Source organism: Acinetobacter bouvetii, assembly GCF_902753875.1.
In the GTDB taxonomy this organism is placed as follows: Bacteria; Pseudomonadota; Gammaproteobacteria; order Pseudomonadales; family Moraxellaceae; genus Acinetobacter; species Acinetobacter bouvetii_A.
The window spans coordinates 1-24,609 of record NZ_CADDTS010000023.1 but is presented as its reverse complement, the minus strand read 5'-3'; the positions used below and the strand labels follow the sequence as shown (position 1 = coordinate 24,609).

The window sequence follows — 24,609 nt, the reverse complement described above, 5'->3', positions numbered from 1 at the left end:
GCTAATAAAAAAGCCCCTCAATCGAGGAGCTTTCCTGAATCAAAGATTCAAATTATTTTTCAATGATCGCAGTTACACCTTGACCACCCGCAGCACAGATCGAAACAAGAATACGACCTGAACCTTTTTGATTCAGCAGCTTGGCAGCAGTTGCAATGATACGACCACCCGTAGCAGCGAATGGGTGACCTGCTGCAAGAGATGAGCCTTTAACGTTCAATTTGCTACGGTCAATAGAACCCAGTGGAGCATCTAAGCCTAAACGTTCTTTACAGAATTTTGGATCTTCCCATGCTTTAAGGGTAGAAAGAACCTGAGAAGCAAATGCTTCGTGAATTTCGTAGTAATCGAAATCTTGAAGGGTAATACCAGCACGTTCAAGCATACGTGGAACGGCATAAGCAGGCGCCATCAATAAGCCTTCTTTCTTCTCTACAAAGTCAACTGCCGCCGTTTCTTGGAAAGTTAAGTAAGCAAGCACTTCGTGACCATTGGCTTTTGCCCATTCTTCAGACGCCAATAGCACGCAAGATGCGCCGTCAGTCAGTGGCGTAGAGTTACCCGCTGTCATGGTACGCGCATCGCCTTTACCAAAAGCAGGCTTTAATTTTGCCAGTTTCTCTACAGATGAGTCTGCACGTAAGTTATTGTCACGCTCTAAACCCAAGAATGGCGTAATCAAGTCATCGAAGAAACCTTCTTCATATGCTGCTGCCATTTTTTGGTGTGAAGATGCAGCAAGTTCGTCTTGTGCTTCACGCGAAATACCCCATTCAAGCGTGGTAATTGCTTGGTGGTCACCCATTGAAAGGCCAGTACGTGGCTCACCATTTTTTGGTGCATCCATTAAATCTTTAACATTAATTTTGGTTAATGCTTTAAGGCGGTCTTTACCTGTTTTTGCGATGTTCAGTTCAAGCAAAGCTTTACGTAAACCGTCACCAAAAGCAATTGGTGCATCAGAAGTGGTATCTACACCACCAGCAACACCCACTTCAATTTGACCTAGTGCAATTTTGTTGGCAACCAAGAATGCAGCCTGTAAGCCAGTACCACATGCTTGTTGAATATCGTAAGCAGGTGTTTCAGGAGCAAGTTCAGTATTTAATACGCACTCACGAGTCATGTTAAAGTCACGGCTATGTTTAAGTACTGCGCCCGCAACCACTTCCCCCAGGCGTTGACCTTGAAGGTTAAAGCGTTCCACCAGACCATTTAATGCTGCAGTAAACATATCGCTGTTTGAAGCAGTAAAGTAAGCGCCATTAGAACGAGCGAAAGGAATACGATTACCACCGATAATAGCAACGCGGCGAACAGTGTTTTGACTCATGGATTTATCCTGTTGAACAGACGTTTGAGTTGTTGATTTTGAAACAGTTTTAGATGCTGAAGCTGTAGTTTTACTACGAGTAGACGTAGAACGAGGTTGGGTCGTTTTAGTCGTATTGCTTGCTGACTTTGTTGCTGTGCCTGAACTTTTAGTGGTACGAGTTGTACGCTTTGATGTATTTGACACAGTTTCCGTAGCAGATTTTTCGACTGCTGGATTTTCTTGAGTTATTTTGCTCATAAGGCTTTTCCAAGCATGTAGATGATCTTCTTGTTGGGTACATTAGCATAATCAACCAGAGGGTAAATTGACTAAAATGACATTAGGCAAAGCATTCGGGTCAAGACATCCATTGTTTAACTCAAGTATTATTCTGTGGAAACTGATGGAACTATTGAAATATAAGTGCCTGACATCATCTTGAAGTTAAAAGAATATCTTCAATGCCATCATAAATTAATTTGTATGAGAGATAATAAACATGACTGATCAATACCAAACATTCGCAAAATCTCCTATTGGTAAATTTGTCATCAAAAATTTAGGTTTGCCATCACCAACTTTCTTAGAGCGTTTTGAATCTGCTACACCTGTAGTTAAGGGTGCAGTTTTGTTTGGTGCGGCGCCAGCTTCGACTTTATCCGGTTCAATTGCACAAGTTTTGGCAAATATTCATGCCAACAGCTATGCAGGTAACAATGCAGAACTGCAGCAAGCGGCGGCTAAAGCAGGTTTAAGCCTGAGTGCGTTTAATGAAGGTGATAAAGAATCCAAGTTTAAAGCCGTGATTTTTGATGCATCGGGTATTCAAAATTCAGAACAGTTGCATGAGCTTTATGCTTTCTTTAATCCAATTGCCCGTCAAATCCAGTCTTCTGGTCGTGTAGTTGTAGTAGGCACTACACCAGAAACTGCAAAAACGGTTAAACAAGCCATTGCACAACGTGCTTTGGAAGGTTTTGTCAAATCTGTAGGTAAAGAATTCAAAAAAGGTATCGCTGCTCAACTGGTGTATGTCGATGAAGGTGCAGAGGCGAACCTTGAATCTACAGTTCGTTTTGCTTTGTCACCACGTTCTGCTTATGTGTCTGGTCAGGTGATTCGTGTATCTAAAGCAGATGCTGTGGATGTGGACTGGGCAAAACCACTGGCAGGTAAAACTGCGGTGGTCACGGGTGCAAGCCGTGGTATTGGTGAAGCAATTGCTCATGTATTGTCTCGTGATGGCGCGCATGTGATCTGTTTAGATGTGCCACAACAACAAGCAGACCTTGACCGTGTAGCGGGTGAAATTGGCGGTTCTACATTAGCTATTGATATCACTGCTGCGGATGCGGGTGAAAAAATCAAAGCTGCGGCAGCAGCTCAAGGCGGTCTGGATATTATTGTTCACAATGCCGGTATTACCCGTGACAAGACTTTGGCCAATATGAAGCCTGAGCTTTGGGATCTGGTGATTAACATCAACCTGTCTGCGATTGAACGTGTGAACGATTACTTGCTAGCCAATGATGGCTTTAATGCCAATGGTCGCATTGTCTGCGTATCTTCGATTTCAGGGATTGCCGGTAACTTGGGTCAAACTAACTATGCTGCTTCTAAAGCAGGTGTGATCGGTGTGGTGAAATTTACTGCACCTATCTTGAAAAATGGCGTAACGATCAACGCAGTTGCACCAGGTTTCATTGAAACCCAAATGACAGCAGCGATTCCATTTGCCATTCGTGAAGCGGGTCGCCGCATGAACTCAATGAGCCAAGGTGGTTTACCGGTTGATGTTGCTGAAACCATTGCATTATTTGCATCTTCTGCTTCTACAGGTTTAAATGGCAACGTTGTACGTGTTTGTGGTCAAAGCTTGTTAGGGGCTTAAGAATCCCCCTAAATCCCCCTTTTTCAAAGGGGGACTTCTCCTCCCTTTTTAAAGGGAGGCTGGGAGGGATTAAAAAACCAAAGGGAAAGTTTAAAACCTCTCCCTAACCCTCTCCTAAGAAGAGAGGGAACTTCATAAAGATAAAACTTCTCAAAGGTTCAGTATGAATACGCGCCATTTTAGTCAACTTCCAAAACCTTATTTAGCCTATCCAAAAGTGATTCAAGGCTTGATCTTCAAAAAGCCCAAAGGTGAAAAAGTTCTGCCGCAAGTTGAATATGTGGTGGATTTATTCAAAGTCGATCAAAAGCATTTAAAAGCGTATAACGAAGTCTGTGGCTTTAAAAATAACGGCTATATTCCCGCAATTTATCTGGCTGTACTTTCACAAAGCCTGCAAATGCACATGATGACGCAAGAAGCATTTCCATTTGCGATTTTAGGTTTGGTGCATATCCGCAATCAGATTAAACAAAGTCGTAAAGTCGGCGTGAATGAACAGCTGAGCTTGTCATGCAAATTTGGTGATTTAAAGCCACATGATAAGGGTGTGCAGTTTGATTTTATTACCACGGCTAAAGTGGGGAATGACGTGGTGATGGAAGGTACGACCACTTATCTGGCACGCCAAAAAACTGAAACTAAAGCTGCACCGAAAGTGGTGGAAAGTAAAGCTCCGAATTATGAAGTCAGTGCAGAATGGAATGTGTCTGAAAATACCGGCCGCCGTTACGCGTTAACGTCTGGTGACTTTAACCTGATTCACATTCACGCCATTACCGCCAAAGCTTTTGGATTTAAACAGGCGATTGCACACGGCATGTGGAGCAAGGCCAAAGCTCTGGCCAGTTTAAACTTGCCTGACAGTTATGAAGCGGATGTCTGGTTTAAACTACCAATGTATCTTCCTTCCAAAGTCGAGTTTTTAACCGCGCAAGAAGCGAAAAATACAGAATTTGCAATTCGAAACAGTAAAAACAAAAAGCCGCATGTCACTGGAAGTGTGAAAGCACTTTAAGATGAAAGCCTAAGTCATTCTTGATTTAGGCTTTTTTACTTTAAGCTGATAAAAACTGATTTCTAGGGATGGAATGATGCAACAACTCAAAAATTACCTTTTTGCCCAGACTCAGAATTATCAAGGGCATGTGGATGCACGGTTCATAGATCTGGCGCAACAATTCAGTCGTATGCAGGATGCACGAGCTAAACAGGGTGGTGCAGCTTTAGCAGTATATTTTCAGGGCCATAAAGTCATTGATATATACACCGGCAAAAAATCTGAAACTGAAAACTGGCAAAGTGATACCTTAGCGGTTTGTTATTCCACGGGCAAAGGGGTACTTTCAACCTTGACCCATATTTTGGTCAGTGAAGGATTATTGGATTACGATACACCTGTTGCCAAGTATTGGCCTGAATTTGGGCAAAACGGTAAAGATAAAATCACCTTAAGGCATATGCTGAGCCATCAAAGTGGTTTATACGACATCCGGAATAACATTGCCGCGGCAGTAGAAATGACCGATTGGTCGCATATGCTGGATGTGGTAGCTAAAGCAAAGCCCCGATTTGCTGCGGGAACCGCGGCAGCCTATCAGCCCTTAACCTTTGGCTGGCAAGTGGGTGGCGTATTAGAAAGAGCTACAGGAAAGCCTTTAGCAGAATTGATGCAAACTTATTTGGTTGAACCTTTAGCTTTAGATGGTGCATATTTTGGTGTACCGGAGACTGAACTGCAGCGTGTGGCACGATTATTTCCGCAAAATAAAAAGCCAATACAGCAAAGCAAGACATCTAAAACACCACGTAAAGCATCACCATTCGACAAGCTGATTGAACTGAGTGGACAAAGTTCACAAGACTTTCAGGATGCCATGATTCCCAAAGGCATGAAGCATTTTTCCTTTTTTAGCGATCAAGGTTTAAAAGCGGTCATTCCTGCGGCGAATGGCGTTTTCACAGTCAATAGTCTGGCAAAAATCTATGCCATGCTTGCTAATGATGGTCAATGGAATGGGCAGCAACTGATTCGTCCATCGGTCATGCGTGAGCTGAGTACAGTGCAATACACCAAACGTGACCGTATCATGCCTTTACCGCTGCATTGGCGCTTAGGTTATCACCGGGTACTGACCCTGGGTAAATCATCCCAAGGCTTTGGTCATATGGGATTTAACGGTTCTGGAGCGTGGTGTGACCCTGAACGTGGATTAAGCTTTGCCTATACCCATAATTTCCCTGTGGCTTCGATCACCGGAGATTATCGTTTATGGGGTTTAACACAGGAAACCTTACGCTGTGCAGATCAGGTTTTACGTGGTCGTAAGGGCTGGTTTTAATTTGCAACATTTTGCTTGGAAATATGGCAATTAATTATGTTATTTTTCCTGCAAATTTATTGGTTGTAGATGCTGTATGAAAAAAGTGATGTTGATTCCTTTGATGACGAGTACGGCATTACTCGGTTGTCAGGATACCAATCAATCAGATAATCAAGGCCAAACATCGATAGAGTCGCAAAAGCAAGTTGCAGCATGGGCTGGAAAATATGAAGGTACAACACCGTGTATGGGCTGTCTTTCACGTTGTGAAGACTGTCCGGGCATGGCTGTTGCGCTAGAACTGCATGAAGACAAAACCTACACCTTAACGCGTGAAAGTTTGAGTGGTCATAATGAAGTTGAAACCTTAAGGGGACAGCTTCGTTTTGATGCTAAAGATGAGAGCAAAGTTGAGCTGGTACATGTTGCCAAACGCAATTTACTGTATGTAGATCTGGAAGAAAAAGTTTTGGAAATCCGGGCAGATCAAACAGGTAAACGCTATCAAATGCAAAGCGATTTTGTTTTAGAGAAGTTAGCTTAAGTTTTAAGGCCCTCATTATGAGGGTTTTTTATTGACTTAGATTCTCAAATGAAGTGCAACAGAGATTAAATTATTGGAAGGAAGCAAGATGAGCTAGCATTTTGCTTCCGACCGACCAAAGTCAAAGTTGCATCATGAACTATACTCATCTCACTCTAGAAGAAAGATATCAGATTTATGCCTTGTTACGTGAAGGTTTTTCTAAGCGTCATATCGCTTGCAGACTGAATCGTTCACCTTCAACCATTTCTAGGGAAATCAATCGTAATCGAGCTAGAAACGGTTATTTTGCTCAACACGCAAATAAAATTGCCCTAAGACGTCAATGCTCCAACCCTAAAAGAATTCCTTCTGAAATGTGGGTACAAATTATTGCCTACCTTCATCTTCAATGGAGTCCTGAACAGATAGCCTCTCATGTTCCAATCAGTTTGCATTCAATTTATCGTTTTATACGGCTAGATAAAAACAAGGGTGGTACGCTCTTTCATCACCTGCGATTCAGAAATCAAAGAAAGCGTAAATATGGCTTTCCTGAAACCCGCGGTCAGCTGAGTAATCGTAAAAGCATTCATGATAGACCCATTGAGATTGAATACCGGACTCGCTTTGGTGATCTGGAAATAGATACGATTGTAGGCAAGAAACATCAGCAATCCTTAGTGTCGATTGTAGACCGGAAGACAGGTTACTTATGGCTGAAAAAGTGTGGCTCACGCAAAGCAGAGGAAGTTTGCCAAGCAACGATCAGCCTTCTTAAGCCAATAAAAGATCGACTCAAGACAATTACTGCAGATAATGGCAAAGAGTTCAGCCTGCATGAGCATGCTGCTCAAGCACTGGAAATAGACTGGTATTTCGCTGATCCGTATAGCGCTTGGCAAAGAGGAACGAATGAAAATACGAATGGTTTAATCAGGCAATATATTAAGAAAGGCAGTGATTTGAATAGGTATTCGGATGCTTATATTTCAGAAATCACTCAACGTTTGAATCATCGCCCAAGAAAAAGACTCGGATTTAGAAGCCCGAGTCAGGTATTATTCCAAGAACATGGTGTTGCACTTCAAATGCTAATCTAAGTGAATAAAGAATTGAAAATATATACTTTAGATTGATTTAAATTATTTGATAAAAATATGAAATTTAAAGAATTAAGTATTACGGAATTTGTTAGTTTATTAACGATTGTAGCTTTATCAATTTGCGTAATTACTCAAACATACTTTTATTATCGTTTAGATGCTTTATGGGTAATGTCTTTAATTCCTCCCTCTATCTATTTATTAGATGTTATCAAAGTGATCGCATTTATTTTTGTCAGTATATTTGTGGTTTTCGGTTTAGAATCGATCTTTGGAAAGATTACTAAAAAAAATAGACATAAAATAAAAATTCGATATGAAAACATTGAAGAAATTCGAAAATTATTGATTAAAAATCGTAAATCTTATGAAAATAATTTACTACTTTTTATATGCTTAATCGTCAGTTTATTTGGTTTTTTTCTAATCTTTATTGGTATTAAAATTTCGATGATCCTTTCTATGGTATTTGGAGCAATGATTGGAACTATTCTAATTTTAAATACAGATAAGTCATTAACGCGTAATTTTAAGTTAGGTTTGTTGGGGGGACTTCTGATTGTTGGAGCTGTCATTATTGGGGAGTTTAAATATGCTGAGATTTCAAATTTACCGAAGGTGACTTTGGTTGCTGATTCAGAAAAAAGGAACCTCTATCATCTTTTAGAGCAGAGTAAAACCAATGCAGTAATTTTTAAAAGGGATAAAAATGGAGCTAACAGCTTTAAGATTGTTGATTTAAATCAGATTCATAGTATCCAAAGTGTAACTGATAACTAAGTAATTCATTCACTATTTTATAAAAAAACAGTATGCTTAGACCTGTAAAAAGGAGCATACATGTATCAAGTACTTGCACGAAAATACCGTCCACGTAATTTCAATGAATTGGTGGGACAGAACCATGTGTCACGCGCACTCACGAGTGCCTTAGAACGTGGTCGGTTGCATCATGCATACTTGTTTACGGGAACTCGCGGTGTGGGTAAAACCACCATTGCACGTATTTTGGCAAAATGCCTAAACTGTGAAACTGGTGTAACCTCTACGCCGTGTGAAGTATGTGCAACCTGTAAAGCTGTCAATGAAGGCCGTTTTATCGATTTAATCGAAATTGATGCGGCGTCACGTACAAAAGTAGAAGATACACGTGAATTGTTGGATAACGTGCCTTATGCACCCACTCAAGGTCGCTTCAAGGTTTATCTGATCGATGAAGTGCACATGCTGTCTACGCATTCATTTAATGCCTTACTCAAAACCCTTGAAGAACCGCCTGAACACGTCAAATTCCTTTTTGCAACAACAGATCCGCAAAAGTTGCCAATTACCGTAATTTCACGCTGTCTGCAATTTACTTTGCGTCCACTTGTAGTTGATGAAATTACAGAACATCTTAGTAATATTTTAAACAAAGAAGAAATAAAAGCTGACCAAGATGCGATCTGGCAAATCGCTGAATCTGCGCAAGGTTCGTTACGTGATGCCTTATCTTTAACGGACCAAGCTATTGCTTATGGGCAGGGTGCAATCCAGCACCAAGATGTCAAGGATATGCTGGGGCTGATTGACCGGACCATTATTTATGACTTGATCTTGGCAATTCATCAAAACCAGAAAGCCCGTGTCAGTGAATTGTTGATGCAATTTCGTCAGCAGGCTTTAGATGTGTCACTGGTACTGGATCAATTGATATCAACCTTGCATGAATTGGCTTTATTACAATATCTGCCAGAGCTGAGCTTAAAATATAGCGCAGAAATTAATAATAAAATCATGCAATTATCACAGCTGATTTCTGCGCAAGATTTGCAGCTTTATTATCAGGTTGCGTGCAAAGGACGTGCAGATTTGCAACTTGCAGTGACCCAAGAGCAAGGTTTCGAGATGTGTGTGCTGCGTCTGTTGGCATTCCGTCCTTTACAACCGAATGAAATATTGGTGTCACAAACTCAAGTTGCTAATCAGCCTATTCAGCCAGCTCAGCAGCCTATAGCGCAACAGGTGCAAAGCATCCCTCAAGTTGATGAAGTACAGGCCATCAGCCCAGAACCTGAAACTGTATCTGCAGCTGTCGATCATTTGGATGATGAATATTATGATGATGATCCCTTCAATGAACCTTCTGCTGTACAGGCTATAGAGGATGAACAAAGTTCAGATGACTTTTTAGAACAAGAGCTTGAATCTACAGTTGAGCCAGTTCAAGTGGTACAAGCAATGGTTGAAGCTACACCAGTTCAACCAGAATCGAATGCCGATCAGATTGTTTTTGATCCATCGAGTGATGATGCTTTATTTGGTATGGATGAAGAGCTAGCGGCTACATCACCTGAACAAGAAGCCGAAAAATACAACAGTGACGATTTCCTGTTTGATGAAATTGCACCATTAGCAGAACCTGCATTATCAGAACAGACAAAGATTCCCGTTCAAGAAGTTAAACAGCCTGAAGTCACAGAATCTGTTGCAACGCCTCCACAAGATTCACTATTTGATTTGTCTTCTGTGCCAGCTGTAGATGCCGTAGAAACTTCAACAGTTTCAACTATGCCTCAAGAAATGATTGATACAGCATTGATGCCACAAGACATCTTGAAACTTCAACCACAAGTTTTAGAAGGCGTGTGGACGGTAGATAAGTGGGAGTTCTGGTTCCGCAATAGTGAACTTTCACCGGCGGTACAGGAATTGGCGCAACAAGGTGTGATGACCGGGCAGATTAATGCGGAATCAATCTTTAATATTCCTAAACGATATGAAGCTTTATTGACCCAGCTACAGCATGCTTTAGAACAGGCTTTAAAAAGTGAATGGCCAAACACCCATTTTCAGGTCAATTATGCTGAAGTGGAAACCACAACCCCATATACCATGCAAAATGAACGTAAGGCCAAAGCCTTTCAGCGTGCATCAGATCTGCTGCACAATGAAGCTGCGGTGAAAGACTTAATGCAGAATTTTGATGGTGAGATACAGAATATTCAATTGAAATAAATTTAATAGCGTAAATATGGAGTGAGAGCATCCCGCATTTCAACTGGAATCGGGGTGTTTTTTCGTGTTTGGCGATCCACAAAAACGTGGACGAAATGGCCCTGTGCAGAAGCTACATCTTGTGACTGTTTAAAAATGGCTAAGTCATACTGTAGCGATGAATTTCCCAGTCTGGAAATTGCTACCCCAACCTCAATAATTTCAGGATAAGAAAGCTCCTGAAAAAAACTGCATGCAGAATCAACCACCAATCCAATCACTGGCGAACAGCGAATGTCAAAGTTGGCCTTTTCAATGAGTAGCGAATTAGCTGCGGTATCAAAATAACTGTAGTAAGTCACATTGTTGACATGGCCATACATATCGTTATCTGACCAGCGGGTTTGAATGGGTAAAAAATATGAAAAATCAGTGCGTTGTTTGGGTGTTTGTTTCATGTTGAATAATAATTAAATAATTTTATTTGTTTTACTGTGAAGTAGATGAAAAAACAAGTCAAAAAACAACTTAAAAAAAGAGTCATCCAAAGAACTACAGATGACCCATTGGGGAGTTAAACTCAAAGATAGAAAAGACAGAGTCAGATTAGAAATTAAAAACGATAGCCAATGCCTAGATACGTGACAATCGGATTAATTTCGATCTCACTTTGTCCTTGTAAAATAATGTCGCGAGGAGGATTCACTCCAAGTTGGGTATTCCCTATAACATCTAAACTCGCTTTGGTTGAAAGGTGAGCATAAGATACCGATGCAGTCGCAAACCAGTCTTTATTGATGTTGTAATCTAATCCTGCAATCACAACGGGAGCAAAGGCATCATCTACTTTGATCGGACCCAGCTCTGGTTTAAGTAAGGCAAGAATGGCATTACTATTAAGTTCTGCATTAACATGAGGATCTGCTTTTACATCGCTAAAGTGGGCATACATCACTCCGGCACCCAGATATGGTCTTAATTTTTGCTGGATATTGCCAAAATGATATTTTGCTAAAAGTGTAGGTGTATAGGCATCGGTTGTGGCAATTTTATCGAATTTTTCCAGGTTGGCAGCAGTCATTGTGCCTGCGCCTAAAATGGCTGGAATGGTGATTTGGCCCTTACCTGAAAGCTCCATTTCTGGTGGTGCACCCAGTACTAGTTCAAGTGAAACATTGTCATTGACAAAGTAATCCAGCATTAAACCTGCTGTATCGGCATCTTGCACTTCAAAGCCGGCATTTGGCGAGGTTGCTGGCTGATTTTTAAGCACCGGTGATTTATCAGTGATATGTCCATATACGCCTTGTTTATCGCCTTGTGGCATGACATGTAACCATCCAGCAGATACAGCGCCAATTTTTCCATCACTTGTCGCCGCGTGGGCGAATGGCAGGGCAAAAAATAATGAGATAGGTAAAAGTGTTTTTATAGTGTGTTGCATCGCTGTATTCCTATTTATTTTTAAGGTTTTCGATTCCGAGAAAACCTGATAAAACAATAGTAAATAAAAAAAATAAGCATTATGTGAATAGTAAATAAAAATTACATAAATTTTGATTTATTTATCACATTTGTAATTAACTGTTTTTAATTAAAATAAGTGTAATGAAGTGAATTAAATATCGAACTTATTTTAATATTCTGATTTTCATGAAAATTAAAAAAGTTTATTTAGCGATTAAATAAACTTTTTAGGAGATAAATTGTGATTTGTATCACAAATTAAAATTGATCAAAATTACACATTAGACATAAATGGCTTGGTAAATTTGCTCGGCATCCTGCTCAGTTAGCTCACGTGGGTTGTTTTGCAAAAGTCGTGTTTGCAACATCGCATCACTCGCCAATTGTTGCAGCATCTGTTCAGGGATATTTAAGTCTTTTAACTTCAATACTAGTCCGCTTTTATCTAGGTGATTCTGCATATGGTCAATAAATAAATCGCACAAGCCATCGGTACTGCCGGTACTTTTTGGATCTAGCCAGCACATAAGTTCTGCATAAAGCTGTTTGGCATTGGGTGCATTGAATTTTAACACTTCAGTGAGCACCAAGGCATTACTATGTCCATGGGATATATGGAAATGTCCACCTAAAGGGTAAGCCAGCGCATGTACCGCGGCAACCGGAGCATTGGCAAAAGCTTGACCGGCCAGCATTGATCCGACCAGCATGTTTTGACGCGCTTCCAGATTCTGCCCATCTGCAAGGACCACACTCAGGTTTTTATTGAGCAATCTTAATGCCTGTTTGGCCAGCATATCGGCATAGGGGTTCTTTTTGATTTTTGAGGTATAGGCTTCAATGGCATGCACCATGGCATCTATACCGGTTGCCGCCGTGATGTGGGCCGGAAGATTTTGGGTAAACGTTGCATCTAGTATGGCAATATCCGCAAATAAAATAGGTGCCACAATACCAGTTTTGGTGGTTTCACCGGTGGTGACAATCGAGATTGGCGTGACTTCGGAGCCAGTACCCGCAGTAGTCGGAACTAAAACTAACGGCAGTCGGGGGGCTTTGGCTTGATTTACTCCATATAAGTCTTGCAAGCTTTGCCGTTGTTCGGGATGGGCCAAAACTGCAATAATTTTAGCTACATCCAGGGAACTTCCACCGCCAAAACCTAAAACAAGATCCACTTTTTCATTTTTCGCGAATTGAACCGCATCTAGCACAATATGTTCAGCCGGGTCAGCCTGAACATTGGAATAAATTGCATAGGGAAGATGAATACTTTCCAATATTTCAATAATCGGTAAATGCAATTGTTGCTGAATCATGCCGGCATCGGTCACCAGCAACAGTTTTTTATAGGGTTGCTGCTGAAGCAATGCATTTAACTCATAGATTGAGCCCAGTCCTGAAATAATATTGGAAACGGTCTGAAATTGAAAATGGCTCATCTATTGCATCCTTTTTTATATCAAATTCAAGATTATTGTTTTAAGGTTCTATAGGATTCATCCTATAAATAACTTAACATAAGACACCTGAAAATAAAGCAGTAATCGAGGTTGTTATGTCATCCAAAACGCCATATAAGGTGTTATGTGTGTGTTTAGGAAATATTTGTCGCTCTCCTACAGCAGAAGTTGTTCTTAGACATTTTTGTGATAAACAACAATTGAATACGATCATTGACTCGGCAGGAACCAGTAATTACCATCCGGGTAAAGCACCCGATGCGCGTAGCCAGAAACATGCCTTACAGCGTGGCTATGATTTATCCTCATTACGGGCACGCCAATTAAAACTGCACGATTTTATTGAGTTTGATCTGATTCTGGCGATGGATCATGAAAATTTATCGGACATTGAAACGCTTTTAGCACAGGCGCATAGCGAATATGGCATCAGTCAGATTCGGGCCAAAATTGCATTGATGAGTGAATACGATCAAACTTACCCGAAACAGGCTTTGCCTGATCCTTATTATGGTGGGGCAGATGGCTTTGAACGCGTACTTGATCAGTGTGAATCGAGCAGTCTGGCCTGGGTCGGCATTTTCAAACAACAGTTCAAACAACAAATTGATGTGAAGTAAAGGTTTAAGCACATGAATATTCAAACTCAAATTCAACTTAAGCCTTTTAATACCTTAAGTCTGGATGCGATTGCATCCCATTATCTTAAAGTCAAGTCTTCTGAAGACTTGGTGGAAGCATTAAGTTATGCCAAGCAGCATCAGCTTAATGTATTGATTCTGTCTGGTGGCAGCAATATGTTATTGCCTGAACAGATTCATGCGCTTGTTCTACATATGGATATTCAAGGCATTGAAGATATTGCTGAAGATGAGCACAGTAAAACCATACGAGTGGGTGCAGGACAAGTCTGGCATGACTTTGTGTTATGGAGCACAGCCCAGCATTTATATGGCCTGCAAAATCTGGCACTGATTCCAGGCTTGGTAGGGGCTTCTCCAGTACAGAATATTGGGGCATATGGAGTTGAAGCAGGGGAGTTTATCGAATCGGTACAGGTTTATGATCGTCAATTAGAACAATTCAGTACCATTCAAGCGGCAGAGTGTAATTTTTCTTACCGGCACAGTATTTTTAAAGATGATCCAAAGCGTTTTGTGATTACTCATGTAACTTTTAAATTACTGAAGCAAGCTCAGCTCAAGCTCAATTATGGCGATCTTAAGCAGGCTGTCGGAGATGAACAAACGGCAGAAAACTTGCAAAAACAAGTGATACAGATTCGTCAAAGCAAGTTACCAGATCCCAAAGAATATCCTAATGTGGGAAGTTTCTTTAAAAATCCTATCATTTCAGAGCAATTATTTGACCATTTAGCACTAACATTTCCTCAATTGCCCCATTACCCTCAAGCCAAAGGTGGCGTTAAAATTGCTGCAGGTTGGTTAATTGATCAAGCCGGTTGGAAAGGTAAAAAATTGGGTATGGTGGGAATGTTTCATAAACAGGCTCTAGTTTTAGTCAATTATGATCAGGCGAATCTTGCAGATGTGCAAGCCACCTATCATGCCGTACAGCATGATGTGCAACAAAAATTTGATATTTTATTGGAACCTGAACCGGTATTGTTTGATAAAACCGGTTTAATTCGTTCACATTTGGAATAAAAAAATTATGGCGAAATCGCATTGGATGGTTCGACTGGTACAAATAGCTTCTGTGCTGTTTGTACTGTTCGGCTGTTTCATGGTTTTGATTTATTCGCCATTTTATTCTGGTTGGGTAGTCAAGGCACTGAATACGTTTGTCCCTGTTGAAGTGAATCAGGTCGCGGCAAAAAGCCAACAAATGGCAGCACTCAGTGAGCACGAAAGCCTGGAACCGGGTTCAAAATTATGGATTGCACGACAGGCTTATCTGAAATTGATGGAAGAAGCCATTCAAACCCACAATTCACAAGATTTGACGGTTATTCAGGCACGCTATAAAGCTCTACAAGCCATGATTGAAGAAGCGCAGCAACAGGAAGATGAAGAACAGGAAAAACCTCGTGTTCCTTTATTGGCCAAACAGGTTGATGCTGCATCTGAACCGGAAGATCCGACTCAGGCGGTCAAAGATTTACTGGATTTAAACAGTTCTGAAAATAAGGCCTTGATGGAGAAATATCTCGATTTTCTACGGACCCATCAAGTTGAGCAGGAAAAGGTTGCTGAAGAACCTGTAGATAACACGATTTATGACGATATCGCACTGATTCATGAGCAAAATGAGCAGCCACAACCGCAAAGTTCCAAGCCCTATGCAATTATTGTTCTGGGTGGTGGCCTGACGCTGGATAAAAATGGCAAAGATATTGTGGTGAATGAGTATACCCGTCTACGTCTGGAAAAAACCTTGGTCATAGAAAAGCAATATCATTTACCTATCGTGTTGAGTGGTGTTGAAGCGCCTTATATGCAGCGCTGGTTAAAAGCCCATGATGTTGATGCCAAATTACTTGAGGATCGCAGCATGAATACCTGTGAAAACTCGCGTTTTAGCTCTTTATTACTGCAGAAAAAAGGCGGTGCACCGCGCGTTATTCTGATCACCGATCGTTATCATATGCCGCGCACACGTCGCTTATTTGCATTAAATGGTATTGAAACTGTACCTGTAGAAGCCCCTATCCCCACACATCTGACACACTGGCGGCCAAGTGAACAAAACTATGATCATAGTCGCCGTGCCAATTATGAAATGTTAGCCACGATTCGTGATGTCTGGTTTGGTTCCAGTGATTGCCGCGAGGTACCTTAATGCCAAATATCCCATTTTTAAATCCGACGATTTTACAACAGCTGGATTTGCCGGTTCCAAGCCGTGAAACTACACCACAGTTACTGGAAGCTCTAAATCTGAATCAACCTTATCAACCTTCGGTAGAAATTCAGTCCTATCGCAAGTTATACGGTTTACATTTGCTGGATTGTGAGCATTGGCAGGGCTATGTACAAATGCCATTGTTTAAATTGCATGTACAGGTCTTTGAGCCGCATTTAGATCAAACAGCTTTGGCAAAAATCCGCGGTACGGTATTTTTACTGCATGGCTATCTGGAACATAGTGGCATTTATCAGCCGATTATTCGTGAATTGCTGGAACAGGGTTTCAGTGTCATTACCTATGATTTACCGGGTCATGGTCTTAGTGATGGTTCACCTGCGAATATTAAGAACTTTGATCATTATCAGCAGGTTTTACACGCGGTTTATCACTATGTAAAAAATGCTAGCCAGTTACCCAAACCCTGGTTAGGCATTGGACAAAGTACAGGTGGTGCCATTTGGATGCATCACTTACTTGAGTTTGCTGAGCGCCGCGAAAATCCCTATGTGGATCGCGTGTTATTGCTTTCACCATTACTTCGTCCGGCGAAATCGGCGTGGTGGCATAATTCAGTTGGTTTGGGCATTATCCGACGGATTAAGCGACAGGTGCCGCGTCATTTTAGGCGTAATAATCACAATCCCGAATTCCTGCGTTTTGTGCGTCTAAAAGATCCCTTACAGCCACGGATGATGGGGATGGATTGGATTTTAGCGATGTCGAAATGGATGCAGGAAATGGAAGACCGTCCTGCTTGCCGGATTCCGGTCTGGCTGGCACAGGGGGCTCAGGATCAGACGGTGGACTGGCGTTACAATATTGAGTTTATCCGTCGCAAGTTCCGTCTGCAGACTTTATTGATGCTGGAAGAAGGTTCCCATCAATTGATTAATGAACGGGCTGATATTCGAGCAGCATTAACAGGTTTAATTCCTGCTTTTTTACATACCCAAAGTTCGTCAGGCTATTATTAGATTTTTAGAAATCTAATAATGTCCAATATTGGATCTTTTCAAATGAGCACGGCCTCATTTGATTATTTAAATTTTTATGTTTTCGTGTAGGCAATTTCTCTCATTTTGAGCCTTTGTTACTCATACGCAACATCCTGAGCCAGTTTTAAGCACAGCTTTAAAATGCAGCGCAAGGGATAGTTAAGGTGTGGCATCCCTGCCACACTCGCGTATCCAAAACGAGCTTAAATTAAACTATTGGATGGTAGTATTTTTGAGAGTTCTTTTTTTATTGAATAAGGACCTTTTCATTTCGGTTGTTGGTATTGTTAAAATTGCTCGGGATGAGCCAAATTCCACATTTTATAATAGAAGTTTTCCGTATAATTGGCTTCACAGTGGAGTAATTCACCTTCCTTAAGCCAGAAATGTAGTTGTTCATAATTTTTAATTTCACGGTCATTAATACGCTGCGCCAAATGATGAGCTTGGATGGATGCAGGATGTTTTAAACCTGCTGCTGCAATCATTTCTGACAGGGCCAGCATGGTATTTTTATGAAAATTGAACACTCGGACGGCTTTGCTTGGTACGTGAAGTGCCTTTTGCCGTTCCTGATTTTGAGTGGCTACACCCACAGGACACTGATTGGTATGGCAGCTTTGAGCCTGAATACAACCGACCGCGAACATGAAACCACGTGCTGAATTGACCCAATCGGCGCCAATGGCCATGGTGCTGGAAATATCAAACGCCGTAATAATCTTGCCGCTGGCACCAATCTTGATTTGATTTCTTAGTCCTGCACCCACAAGGGTGTTATGCACAAATAGCAAGCCTTCGCGTAAAGGTGTGCCCATATGGTCAATCAATTCAATGGGCGCAGCACCGGTTCCTCCTTCAGAACCATCCACCACGATAAAATCAGGCACAATTTGCGTGTGCAGCATGGCTTTGACGATACTCATGAACTGCCAGGGCTGGCCAATACAGAGTTTAAATCCGACCGGTTTACCACCCGACAATTCACGTAGCTGTTGAATGAACTGCATCATTTCAATCGGGGTATGAAATGCCGAATGCTTGGAAGGAGAGACACAATCATGCTCTCGACTCACCCCACGAATTTGAGCCACTTCTTCTGAAATCTTTTCTTTTGGTAAAATACCGCCATGTCCGGGTTTGGCACCTTGGGACAACTTGATTTCAATCATCTTGATTTGCGGTAACCGGGCTTGCTGGCTAAATTTTTCCGGATCAAATTTCCCATCCAATGTGCGACATCCAAAATACCCGCTACCGAGTTCCCAGACGATATCTCCACCATTTTCCAGATGATAGGGGCTGATACTGCCTTCACCAGTATCGTGGTAAAAATTGCCCATTTTCGCGCCCAGATTCAATGCCCGAATCGCGTTGGCACTCAAGCTGCCAAAACTTAGCGCAGAGATATTCATGATGGATGCACTATAAGGTTGCAGACATTGATGATTGCCAATCTGGATACGAAAGCTGGCCGGGTCGGCAGGTTGGCAGGGGGTAATCGAATGGGTGATAAAGCGATAATCCTGCTGATAAACATTGATAATTGACCCAAAAGGTTTATCGGCATTTTCATTTTTTGCCCGTTGATAGACCAAACTGCGCTGCATGCGTGAAAAAGGCAGTGCATCCTGATCTGCTTCAATAAAATACTGACGAATTTCAGGGCGAAAATCTTCAAAGATAAAACGAAAATGTCCCATAATTGGGTAGTTTTTTAGAATGGAATGTTTGTTTTGTAAGATGTCATATAAGCCAACCAGAGTCAGTATACCGGAAATTAGCCATAAGGAATTCAGTAAAGTATCTGAAATAAAATAATAAATATAATGCGGTGCGTAAATAATCCGGAAGCCGCTGATGGTCAAGGCTATGAAAATAAAAGTAAACCAGACTGAGTAACGTGAGAAAAAAGTATTTAAAAGCCGATGTCTAACAATCTGAACAGGACCTGGCATTCTCGTTTTCCATATAATTATGAATCACTTAAATCTGCCTATTTTATATACATGGCACAAGTTCTAATTTGTAAAACACGTTTAAAGATTTAGTTAGAGAGTAGAATATGGAAATGACTTTTTAGAAGGTCTAAAACTGGTCAATATGAATGAAGCATCATAGCAATGCATAACAAATGCTTAATAAAAATTCAGCTTTGGCTTGCTGATCTTATGATTTCACAATCATGTGATTTGGGGCTACATTAATTTTACCAAATCACAAGAGGGTAATCATATGACGATGAAATCAATTCGATATAATTCTGGAGATCTGGCTTGCTAAAGCGATATACAGATTACTCCACAAATATCAGCAGCAGCTATCAAGCTTTGTATTGGGGTAAAGGTATAAAGTTTGATGTTTATCTAGTCCAATTTATAAAAATAATTTGTAGATACAAAGATAAAAACTCTATAGTCCCAAATATTGGGACTTTTTTTATTGAAGTTCTTCATCTGCAATTTGGCGTACAGCGTTGGAAACTTCAACGGGTTCAATATGTTGGATTTTATTACCAAAGCTTCTTAACCACCATGCCAGTTGTGAAGTAAAAGGCACGGTTGCAGTCACTTGTGCCATACCATTTTCCAGTTTTTCGATGACTTGGTCGCGACTGAGCTGGCTTTCATCAAAATAATGGGCATCATCTTCAGTCATAATCAGTTTTAAGGCTATATTTTCAGTAGGCTTGCTGTAATCGACCCTAAAGCCTAATGCGCCAGAATCAATATAAGCATCAATATCGAAGTTGACTGGATGCATGGCGCGTGTGTTTAAAACCACGGCTGATTTAAAACGGTGCAGCGCAAAAGTCTGAATATCGGTTTTGTCATGTCGGGTGCAGATCAGGTAAATAATCGCACCTTTTTGTACCAATGCTAAAGGATTCAAAATATAGGTTTTTTCTTCGCCGGAATGGCTACGTCCTTGGTACACACATTCCAGCTGTTTGTCTTGTAGCAAACCTTCATAAATCGCCTGCTGAGCCAGTTTGTCAACTACAGGAGGAATCAAAGGTTGATTTGCAGGAACAATACGCACACGGTTAATCCATTGCCGTACATTGTTTTGAGTTGACAGGCTGCGACGGGCCAGATCAAACCAGGGATTCATTTCTTCAATCAGGCTAGGGGGCAGCAAATGTTTGAGATGCTCTTCGACCATCATAAAGGTGACTGCCTGAGAACTGGTCATATGTGGCAAGCTTTGAATAGGTGCATCAGAACGCCAGCGCCAGCCTTGAGGCACGGTTTTGCTGCTTTCAATCGGAAACCGTAAGGAGATCTGATTCAAGTCACGTTGAATGGTACGCAGGCTGATATCGATACCCTCGCGTTGCAAAATTTCTTGTAATTCTCGGGTACCCATCCATTTCCCGGTAGAAAGACGAGATAAAATTTGCCACTGGCGATACAGGCTATTGGACGTTTCTTTTTCTTGTGAGGACATAACTAAAATTAAAAATCGAGTAGGTTGTTTATATATCCATTAAAAGATGAACACAATAAAAAACAGTATATTTTTTTATGCTAAAACATGCAGGATGAAAAATTCAAATCACTAAATTTTGTGTTTCATGCCTGCCATTCTAAAAATATACATTGGTGCAAACAGAGATTAATTTTCCGCAGCCCCGTATTGTACACCTCTATATTTTGATACATGTTCGTTCAAAATTACCATTGAATGGGCTGGATTATAATGGATAAATAAACAAAATGATGACTGGCATGCTTGTTGCTTAATTCTACTTACAATAGATAACAATGACGAGGTTTGTATGCTTAAAGAAGATCAAGATACAAATTCGATTCCATCAGTGGAAAATTTCGCAAATCATAACGGGGCTGCAAATAGTCTTGGAACTCGTGCAGGTCAGGCGAAAATAAATACGTTATTTCAACAGTTTAAATCACATTTTTTTAATGAGCTGATTGATGATCAAGCGATGCCAGGCGAAACCTGCCAAAAAATAGAACATTGGTTGTCTCAGCACACATTAGATGAATTGAAATTATTAAATCAGGCTGCAAAAGATCATTTTCTTTACGAAGGAATTACCTTTACCGTTTATGGTGAATCGGAAGGTATTGAACGAACTATTCCTTATGATCTGATTCCACGTGTTATCGAGAAAAAACAATGGAACAAAGTATCACTGGGTTGTGCGCAAAGGGTGCGTGCGCTAAATCTGTTTCTACATGATATTTATCATCAACAGGATATTTTAAAAGCCAATATTGTGCCTGAATTGCAGGTATTGACTCATGAAGCCTATCAGCCGCATATGTATGCGCACGATTTAAAAGGCAAAATCTATAGCCAAATCAGTGGGATTGATATTATACGTGATCGTCATGGTGAATTTTATGTATTGGAAGACAATTTAAGAACGCCTTCGGGGGTGTCTTATATGCTGGAAAGTCGCAAAATCAGTCAAAAGTTGATGCCGGAACTTTTTCAGCAAAACAATATTCTGGGCATTGAACAATACCCTCATTTGCTTAAAGAAATACTGGCTGAAAATGCCTATGTAGATAATCCATTTATTGTGGTATTGACACCTGGACGTTATAACAGCGCGTATTATGAACATTCCTTTCTGGCAAGAGAAATGGATGTGCCTTTAGTGACATCACGTGACCTTTTTGTAGAGAACGATAATGTTTATGTCAAAACCATCCGTGGTAGACAGCGGGTTGATGTAATTTATCGAAGAGTCGATGATGCATATTTAGACCCTTTATGCTTTAAGCCAGATAGCACGTTGGGTGTTCCAGGCTTGATGTCTGCGTATTTACAGCACAATGTGGTGATTGCAAATGCGCCGGGAACCGGTGTTGCAGATGATAAATCCATTTATCCTTATGTTGATAAAATGATTCATTTTTACTTGGGTGAGCAGGCAATCTTGAAGAATGTGCCGACTTATCAATGCCGTGAAATTGAAGATTTAAATTATGTCCTGTCTCATTTGCCAGAACTGGTGGTGAAAGAAGCTCAAGGTTCGGGTGGTTATGGCATGTTGATTGGACCACAAGCTTCAAGCCTTCAGATTGAAGAATTTAGCGATAAAATTATTGCTGCACCTCATCTTTATATTGCACAGCCGACATTGGATTTATCCGTTTGCCCAACCTTGACTGATTTTGGTGTGGCTGAACGTCATATTGATTTAAGACCGTTTGTTTTAAGCTCACCATATCGGACCGAAATTGTACCGGGAGGTTTAACCCGTGTAGCCATGCAGGCTGGATCGCTGGTGGTGAATTCTTCACAAGGTGGAGGGGTTAAAGACACTTGGGTGGTGGATAATCTTCATTCATAAGCATCTAACCATGGGAGTGAAATCATGATTTTATTAAATAGTAATGCTCAACATATTTTTTGGTTAGGTCGATATTTGACACGGATTCAGTATGCATGTGGGCAGTTCCCATTTCTGGATAATGATGAAGCATTGGCATATGCACATGCTTTTTGCTTACCTGCTTTTGATGCAAGTTCATTAAATTCATTGTTGATGGATACAGAGCAACCAGCCTCATTTAGTCAGCAATTTGAATATGCTAAAAATAATGTGCACGACTTAAGAGGAGTGCTTTCTGCCAAAGCTTATGCGGAACTAAATCAGCTGATTAAAAATGCCAATGACGATGCGGCGTATATTTGTGATGTTGCGGCAGAATGCTATGAAGTTATTGAAGCTGAACAACAAGATATTTTCCTGTTTTTCAGTCTGGGTCAAAATATAGAACAGCTGGATAGGCAAATTCGCTTGAAACAGGATTATGATGAAACGCTGAACAATATACATAAAGTTGTGGATTTGTTGACACAGATTGGTTGGGACCAACTAGAGGGTGCTTGGCAGCAACTCAAATTAAATCCAGACAGTATGAATTTTTATCACTTTAGTGATCACATACAAAACCTGTTTGAGGTCGATGGATGAAACTGATGATTAATCACCAAACTCATTATCATTATAGTGATGTGGCGTGTAACAGTATTCAGTACATTAAAATGACACCAGTTTCCAATCTTCACCAGCATGTTTATTGTTGGGATGTAAGTGTGCCAGGACAGAAAGAAATTAAGAGCGATGCATTTAATAATATCTGGATCACCAGTTCACAGCGGCAGTCTTATAACCAGATGAGCATTATGGCGCAAGGCGTAGTTGAAATAAATCAAACTACCCAGTTTGGTGTAGAAACAGATATTAATCCTAAGCTGTTTCTGCAACCGACTTTCAGCACTTTATGTAATGCCGAAATGAAGAGCTTTGCGGAATGCTACGTTCCTCGAGTCAATCGAGCTAACCTGATTGCGCTGTCTGAAGCGATACTGGGTTATATTCCCTATACTCCGGATCAAACTTCTGTACAGACCTCTGCAATCGAGGCTTTTCAATGTCGGCAGGGGGTTTGTCAAGATCATAGCCATGTCTTTATTGCCATGTGTAAATATCTAGGTTTACCGGCACGTTATGTTTCGGGTTACTTATTTGTGCCAAATACGGCTCACCTTGCTAGTCATGCTTGGGCAGAAGTTTTTTTGGAAAATACGTGGTATTGTTTTGATACCAGTAATCAGTTATTTACGCCTAATTCACATATTTATGTGGCAATTGGCCGTGATTATTGGGATGTTGCACCAGTACGAGGCATAAGAGAGCGCGGTGGTATTGAGTCGATGCACTCTATTGTTCAAGTGCTCGCTTGCTGAAATTTAAAAGTCATAAGGAGTTCTCATGACTTATTGTTGTGCGCTGCGCTTAAAAGATGGTTTAGTCTTTGTAAGTGATACCCGAACCAATGCGGGTGTGGATCATATTTCTGTATTTCGTAAACTCTATACTTTTGGTATTGAAAATGATCGATTTATTACGATACAAACATCTGGAAATTTAGCGACAACCCAAGCAGTGATTGGCCATCTGAACAATCATCTGGAATTGAAGCAAGAGCCGAATTTATATAGTGTCAATACCATGTTCGAAATGGCTGAACTGGTTGGACATACACTAAAAAAAGTCATTGCTGATGTCGTTGAAGATGCCAATACACACGAACAAAGCAATTATTATTGTAGTATTCTGCTGGGTGGGCAAATTCAAGGTGCAGAAATGCAACTTTACAATATTTATCCGCAAGGCAATTTTATCTGTGCAACGGAAGATACACCTTATTTTCAAATTGGTGAAAGTAAATATGGTAAGCCCATACTCGATCGTGCCTTGATTTATGATATGCCTTTAGATGAAGCGGTACGCTGTAGCCTTATTTCTTTCGATTCGACTTTGCGCTCCAATGTATCTGTAGGCATGCCACTTGACACGGTTGTCTATAAAAAAGATTCCTTGCATATTCCGAACGGTAAACGGATTTATGAAGAAGATCCTTATTTCCGCCAACTGAGTAAGCAATGGTCCGATACGCTACGCCGTGGCTTGCAAGAATTACCGATTCCGACAGATGATTATCTCGATTAAAAACAAATGTCACGGTAATAAAAAACCCAAGCCTAGACTTGGTTTTTTCAGTTCTTAGATTAGCATTTGAAGTGCAACACCATGTTCTTGGAATAATACCTGACTCGGGCTTCTAAATCCGAGTCTTTTTCTTGGGCGATGATTCAAACGTTGAGTGATTTCTGAAATATAAGCATCCGA

The 24,609-nt window shown here is 40.8% G+C and carries 21 protein-coding genes; 15 read left to right on the top strand and 6 right to left on the bottom strand.

The window, feature by feature from the left end:
• Positions 1-52: 52 nt before the first annotated feature.
• A complete protein-coding gene (locus tag FB6_RS06155; RefSeq protein ID WP_174559162.1) occupies positions 53-1,573 on the bottom strand; it encodes an acetyl-CoA C-acetyltransferase in 1,521 nt (506 codons plus the stop codon).
• A gap of 241 nt (positions 1,574-1,814) precedes the next feature.
• Here FB6_RS06155 and FB6_RS06150 point away from each other — a divergent pair, with 241 nt between their 5' ends.
• The 7 genes from FB6_RS06150 to dnaX all read left to right on the top strand — a co-directional run bounded on the left by FB6_RS06150 (position 1,815) and on the right by dnaX (position 10,156).
• Positions 1,815-3,206, top strand: coding sequence for a 3-oxoacyl-ACP reductase (locus FB6_RS06150; RefSeq protein WP_174559161.1), 1,392 nt, complete (start codon positions 1,815-1,817; stop codon positions 3,204-3,206).
• Positions 3,207-3,369: 163 nt separating this feature from the next.
• A complete protein-coding gene (locus FB6_RS06145) occupies positions 3,370-4,224 on the top strand; it encodes a MaoC/PaaZ C-terminal domain-containing protein (protein WP_174559160.1) in 855 nt (284 codons plus the stop codon).
• Between the two features lie 76 nt (positions 4,225-4,300).
• Positions 4,301-5,548 carry a serine hydrolase domain-containing protein gene (locus FB6_RS06140; protein WP_438819958.1) on the top strand — a complete coding sequence of 416 codons (1,248 nt, stop codon included), beginning with the start codon at positions 4,301-4,303 and terminating at the stop codon, positions 5,546-5,548.
• A 76-nt stretch (positions 5,549-5,624) separates the two neighbouring features.
• The gene (locus tag FB6_RS06135; RefSeq protein WP_174559158.1) at positions 5,625-6,074 is read left to right on the top strand and encodes a copper resistance protein NlpE N-terminal domain-containing protein; all 450 of its coding nucleotides are present in this window, start codon (positions 5,625-5,627) and stop codon (positions 6,072-6,074) included.
• A 134-nt stretch (positions 6,075-6,208) separates the two neighbouring features.
• Positions 6,209-7,156, top strand: coding sequence for an IS30 family transposase (locus FB6_RS06130; RefSeq protein ID WP_174559157.1), 948 nt, complete (start codon positions 6,209-6,211; stop codon positions 7,154-7,156).
• Between the two features lie 57 nt (positions 7,157-7,213).
• Positions 7,214-7,939: a hypothetical protein gene (locus tag FB6_RS06125; RefSeq protein ID WP_174559156.1), complete on the top strand. Its 726-nt coding sequence runs from the start codon at positions 7,214-7,216 to the stop codon at positions 7,937-7,939.
• A 60-nt stretch (positions 7,940-7,999) separates the two neighbouring features.
• On the top strand, positions 8,000-10,156 hold the full coding sequence (dnaX, locus tag FB6_RS06120; RefSeq protein WP_174559155.1) for a DNA polymerase III subunit gamma/tau: 2,157 nt from the start codon (positions 8,000-8,002) through the stop codon (positions 10,154-10,156).
• A gap of 2 nt (positions 10,157-10,158) precedes the next feature.
• Here dnaX and FB6_RS06115 read toward each other — a convergent pair whose 3' ends face one another.
• The 3 genes from FB6_RS06115 to FB6_RS06105 all read right to left on the bottom strand — a co-directional run bounded on the left by FB6_RS06115 (position 10,159) and on the right by FB6_RS06105 (position 13,044).
• Positions 10,159-10,593 (bottom strand): acyl-CoA thioesterase, encoded by a 435-nt coding sequence (locus FB6_RS06115; protein ID WP_174559154.1) that lies wholly within the window; start codon positions 10,591-10,593, stop codon positions 10,159-10,161.
• A 155-nt stretch (positions 10,594-10,748) separates the two neighbouring features.
• Positions 10,749-11,579 carry an OmpW/AlkL family protein gene (locus tag FB6_RS06110; protein ID WP_174559153.1) on the bottom strand — a complete coding sequence of 277 codons (831 nt, stop codon included), beginning with the start codon at positions 11,577-11,579 and terminating at the stop codon, positions 10,749-10,751.
• 304 nt (positions 11,580-11,883) lie between these two features.
• Entirely contained in the window at positions 11,884-13,044 is a 1,161-nt protein-coding gene (locus FB6_RS06105) for an iron-containing alcohol dehydrogenase (RefSeq protein WP_174559152.1), read from the bottom strand.
• Positions 13,045-13,160: 116 nt separating this feature from the next.
• On the opposite strand from FB6_RS06105, the gene FB6_RS06100 reads away from it, so the two are divergent.
• Genes FB6_RS06100 through FB6_RS06085 form a run of 4 tightly spaced genes read left to right on the top strand, consistent with a single transcriptional unit; the run spans position 13,161 to position 16,910 of the window.
• The gene (locus FB6_RS06100) at positions 13,161-13,685 is read left to right on the top strand and encodes a low molecular weight protein-tyrosine-phosphatase (protein ID WP_174559151.1); all 525 of its coding nucleotides are present in this window, start codon (positions 13,161-13,163) and stop codon (positions 13,683-13,685) included.
• A 12-nt stretch (positions 13,686-13,697) separates the two neighbouring features.
• Entirely contained in the window at positions 13,698-14,732 is a 1,035-nt protein-coding gene (murB, locus tag FB6_RS06095) for a UDP-N-acetylmuramate dehydrogenase (protein WP_174559150.1), read from the top strand.
• Between the two features lie 7 nt (positions 14,733-14,739).
• Entirely contained in the window at positions 14,740-15,867 is a 1,128-nt protein-coding gene (locus tag FB6_RS06090; RefSeq protein ID WP_174559149.1) for a YdcF family protein, read from the top strand.
• A complete protein-coding gene (locus tag FB6_RS06085) occupies positions 15,867-16,910 on the top strand; it encodes an alpha/beta hydrolase (protein WP_174559148.1) in 1,044 nt (347 codons plus the stop codon). Before FB6_RS06090 ends, FB6_RS06085 begins: the two co-directional genes overlap by 1 nt.
• Before the next feature lie 308 nt (positions 16,911-17,218).
• Here the strand turns inward: FB6_RS06085 and FB6_RS06080 are convergent, their stop codons facing one another.
• Complete coding sequence (locus tag FB6_RS06080; protein ID WP_174559147.1) at positions 17,219-18,889, bottom strand: FMN-binding glutamate synthase family protein; 1,671 nt, start codon at positions 18,887-18,889, stop codon at positions 17,219-17,221.
• Positions 18,890-19,370: 481 nt separating this feature from the next.
• The gene (locus tag FB6_RS06075) at positions 19,371-20,381 is read right to left on the bottom strand and encodes a helix-turn-helix transcriptional regulator (RefSeq protein WP_174559146.1); all 1,011 of its coding nucleotides are present in this window, start codon (positions 20,379-20,381) and stop codon (positions 19,371-19,373) included.
• Between the two features lie 331 nt (positions 20,382-20,712).
• Between FB6_RS06075 and FB6_RS06070 the strand changes: the two genes are divergently transcribed.
• From FB6_RS06070 to FB6_RS06055, 4 genes are read left to right on the top strand one after another with little or no spacing between them, the layout of a single operon-like run.
• Positions 20,713-22,260, top strand: coding sequence for a circularly permuted type 2 ATP-grasp protein (locus FB6_RS06070; protein ID WP_174559145.1), 1,548 nt, complete (start codon positions 20,713-20,715; stop codon positions 22,258-22,260).
• A 24-nt stretch (positions 22,261-22,284) separates the two neighbouring features.
• Complete coding sequence (locus FB6_RS06065; RefSeq protein WP_174559144.1) at positions 22,285-22,887, top strand: alpha-E domain-containing protein; 603 nt, start codon at positions 22,285-22,287, stop codon at positions 22,885-22,887.
• Entirely contained in the window at positions 22,884-23,663 is a 780-nt protein-coding gene (locus tag FB6_RS06060) for a transglutaminase family protein (protein ID WP_174559143.1), read from the top strand. Before FB6_RS06065 ends, FB6_RS06060 begins: the two co-directional genes overlap by 4 nt.
• A gap of 25 nt (positions 23,664-23,688) precedes the next feature.
• Positions 23,689-24,429 carry a proteasome-type protease gene (locus FB6_RS06055; RefSeq protein ID WP_174559142.1) on the top strand — a complete coding sequence of 247 codons (741 nt, stop codon included), beginning with the start codon at positions 23,689-23,691 and terminating at the stop codon, positions 24,427-24,429.
• Positions 24,430-24,609: the final 180 nt, after the last annotated feature.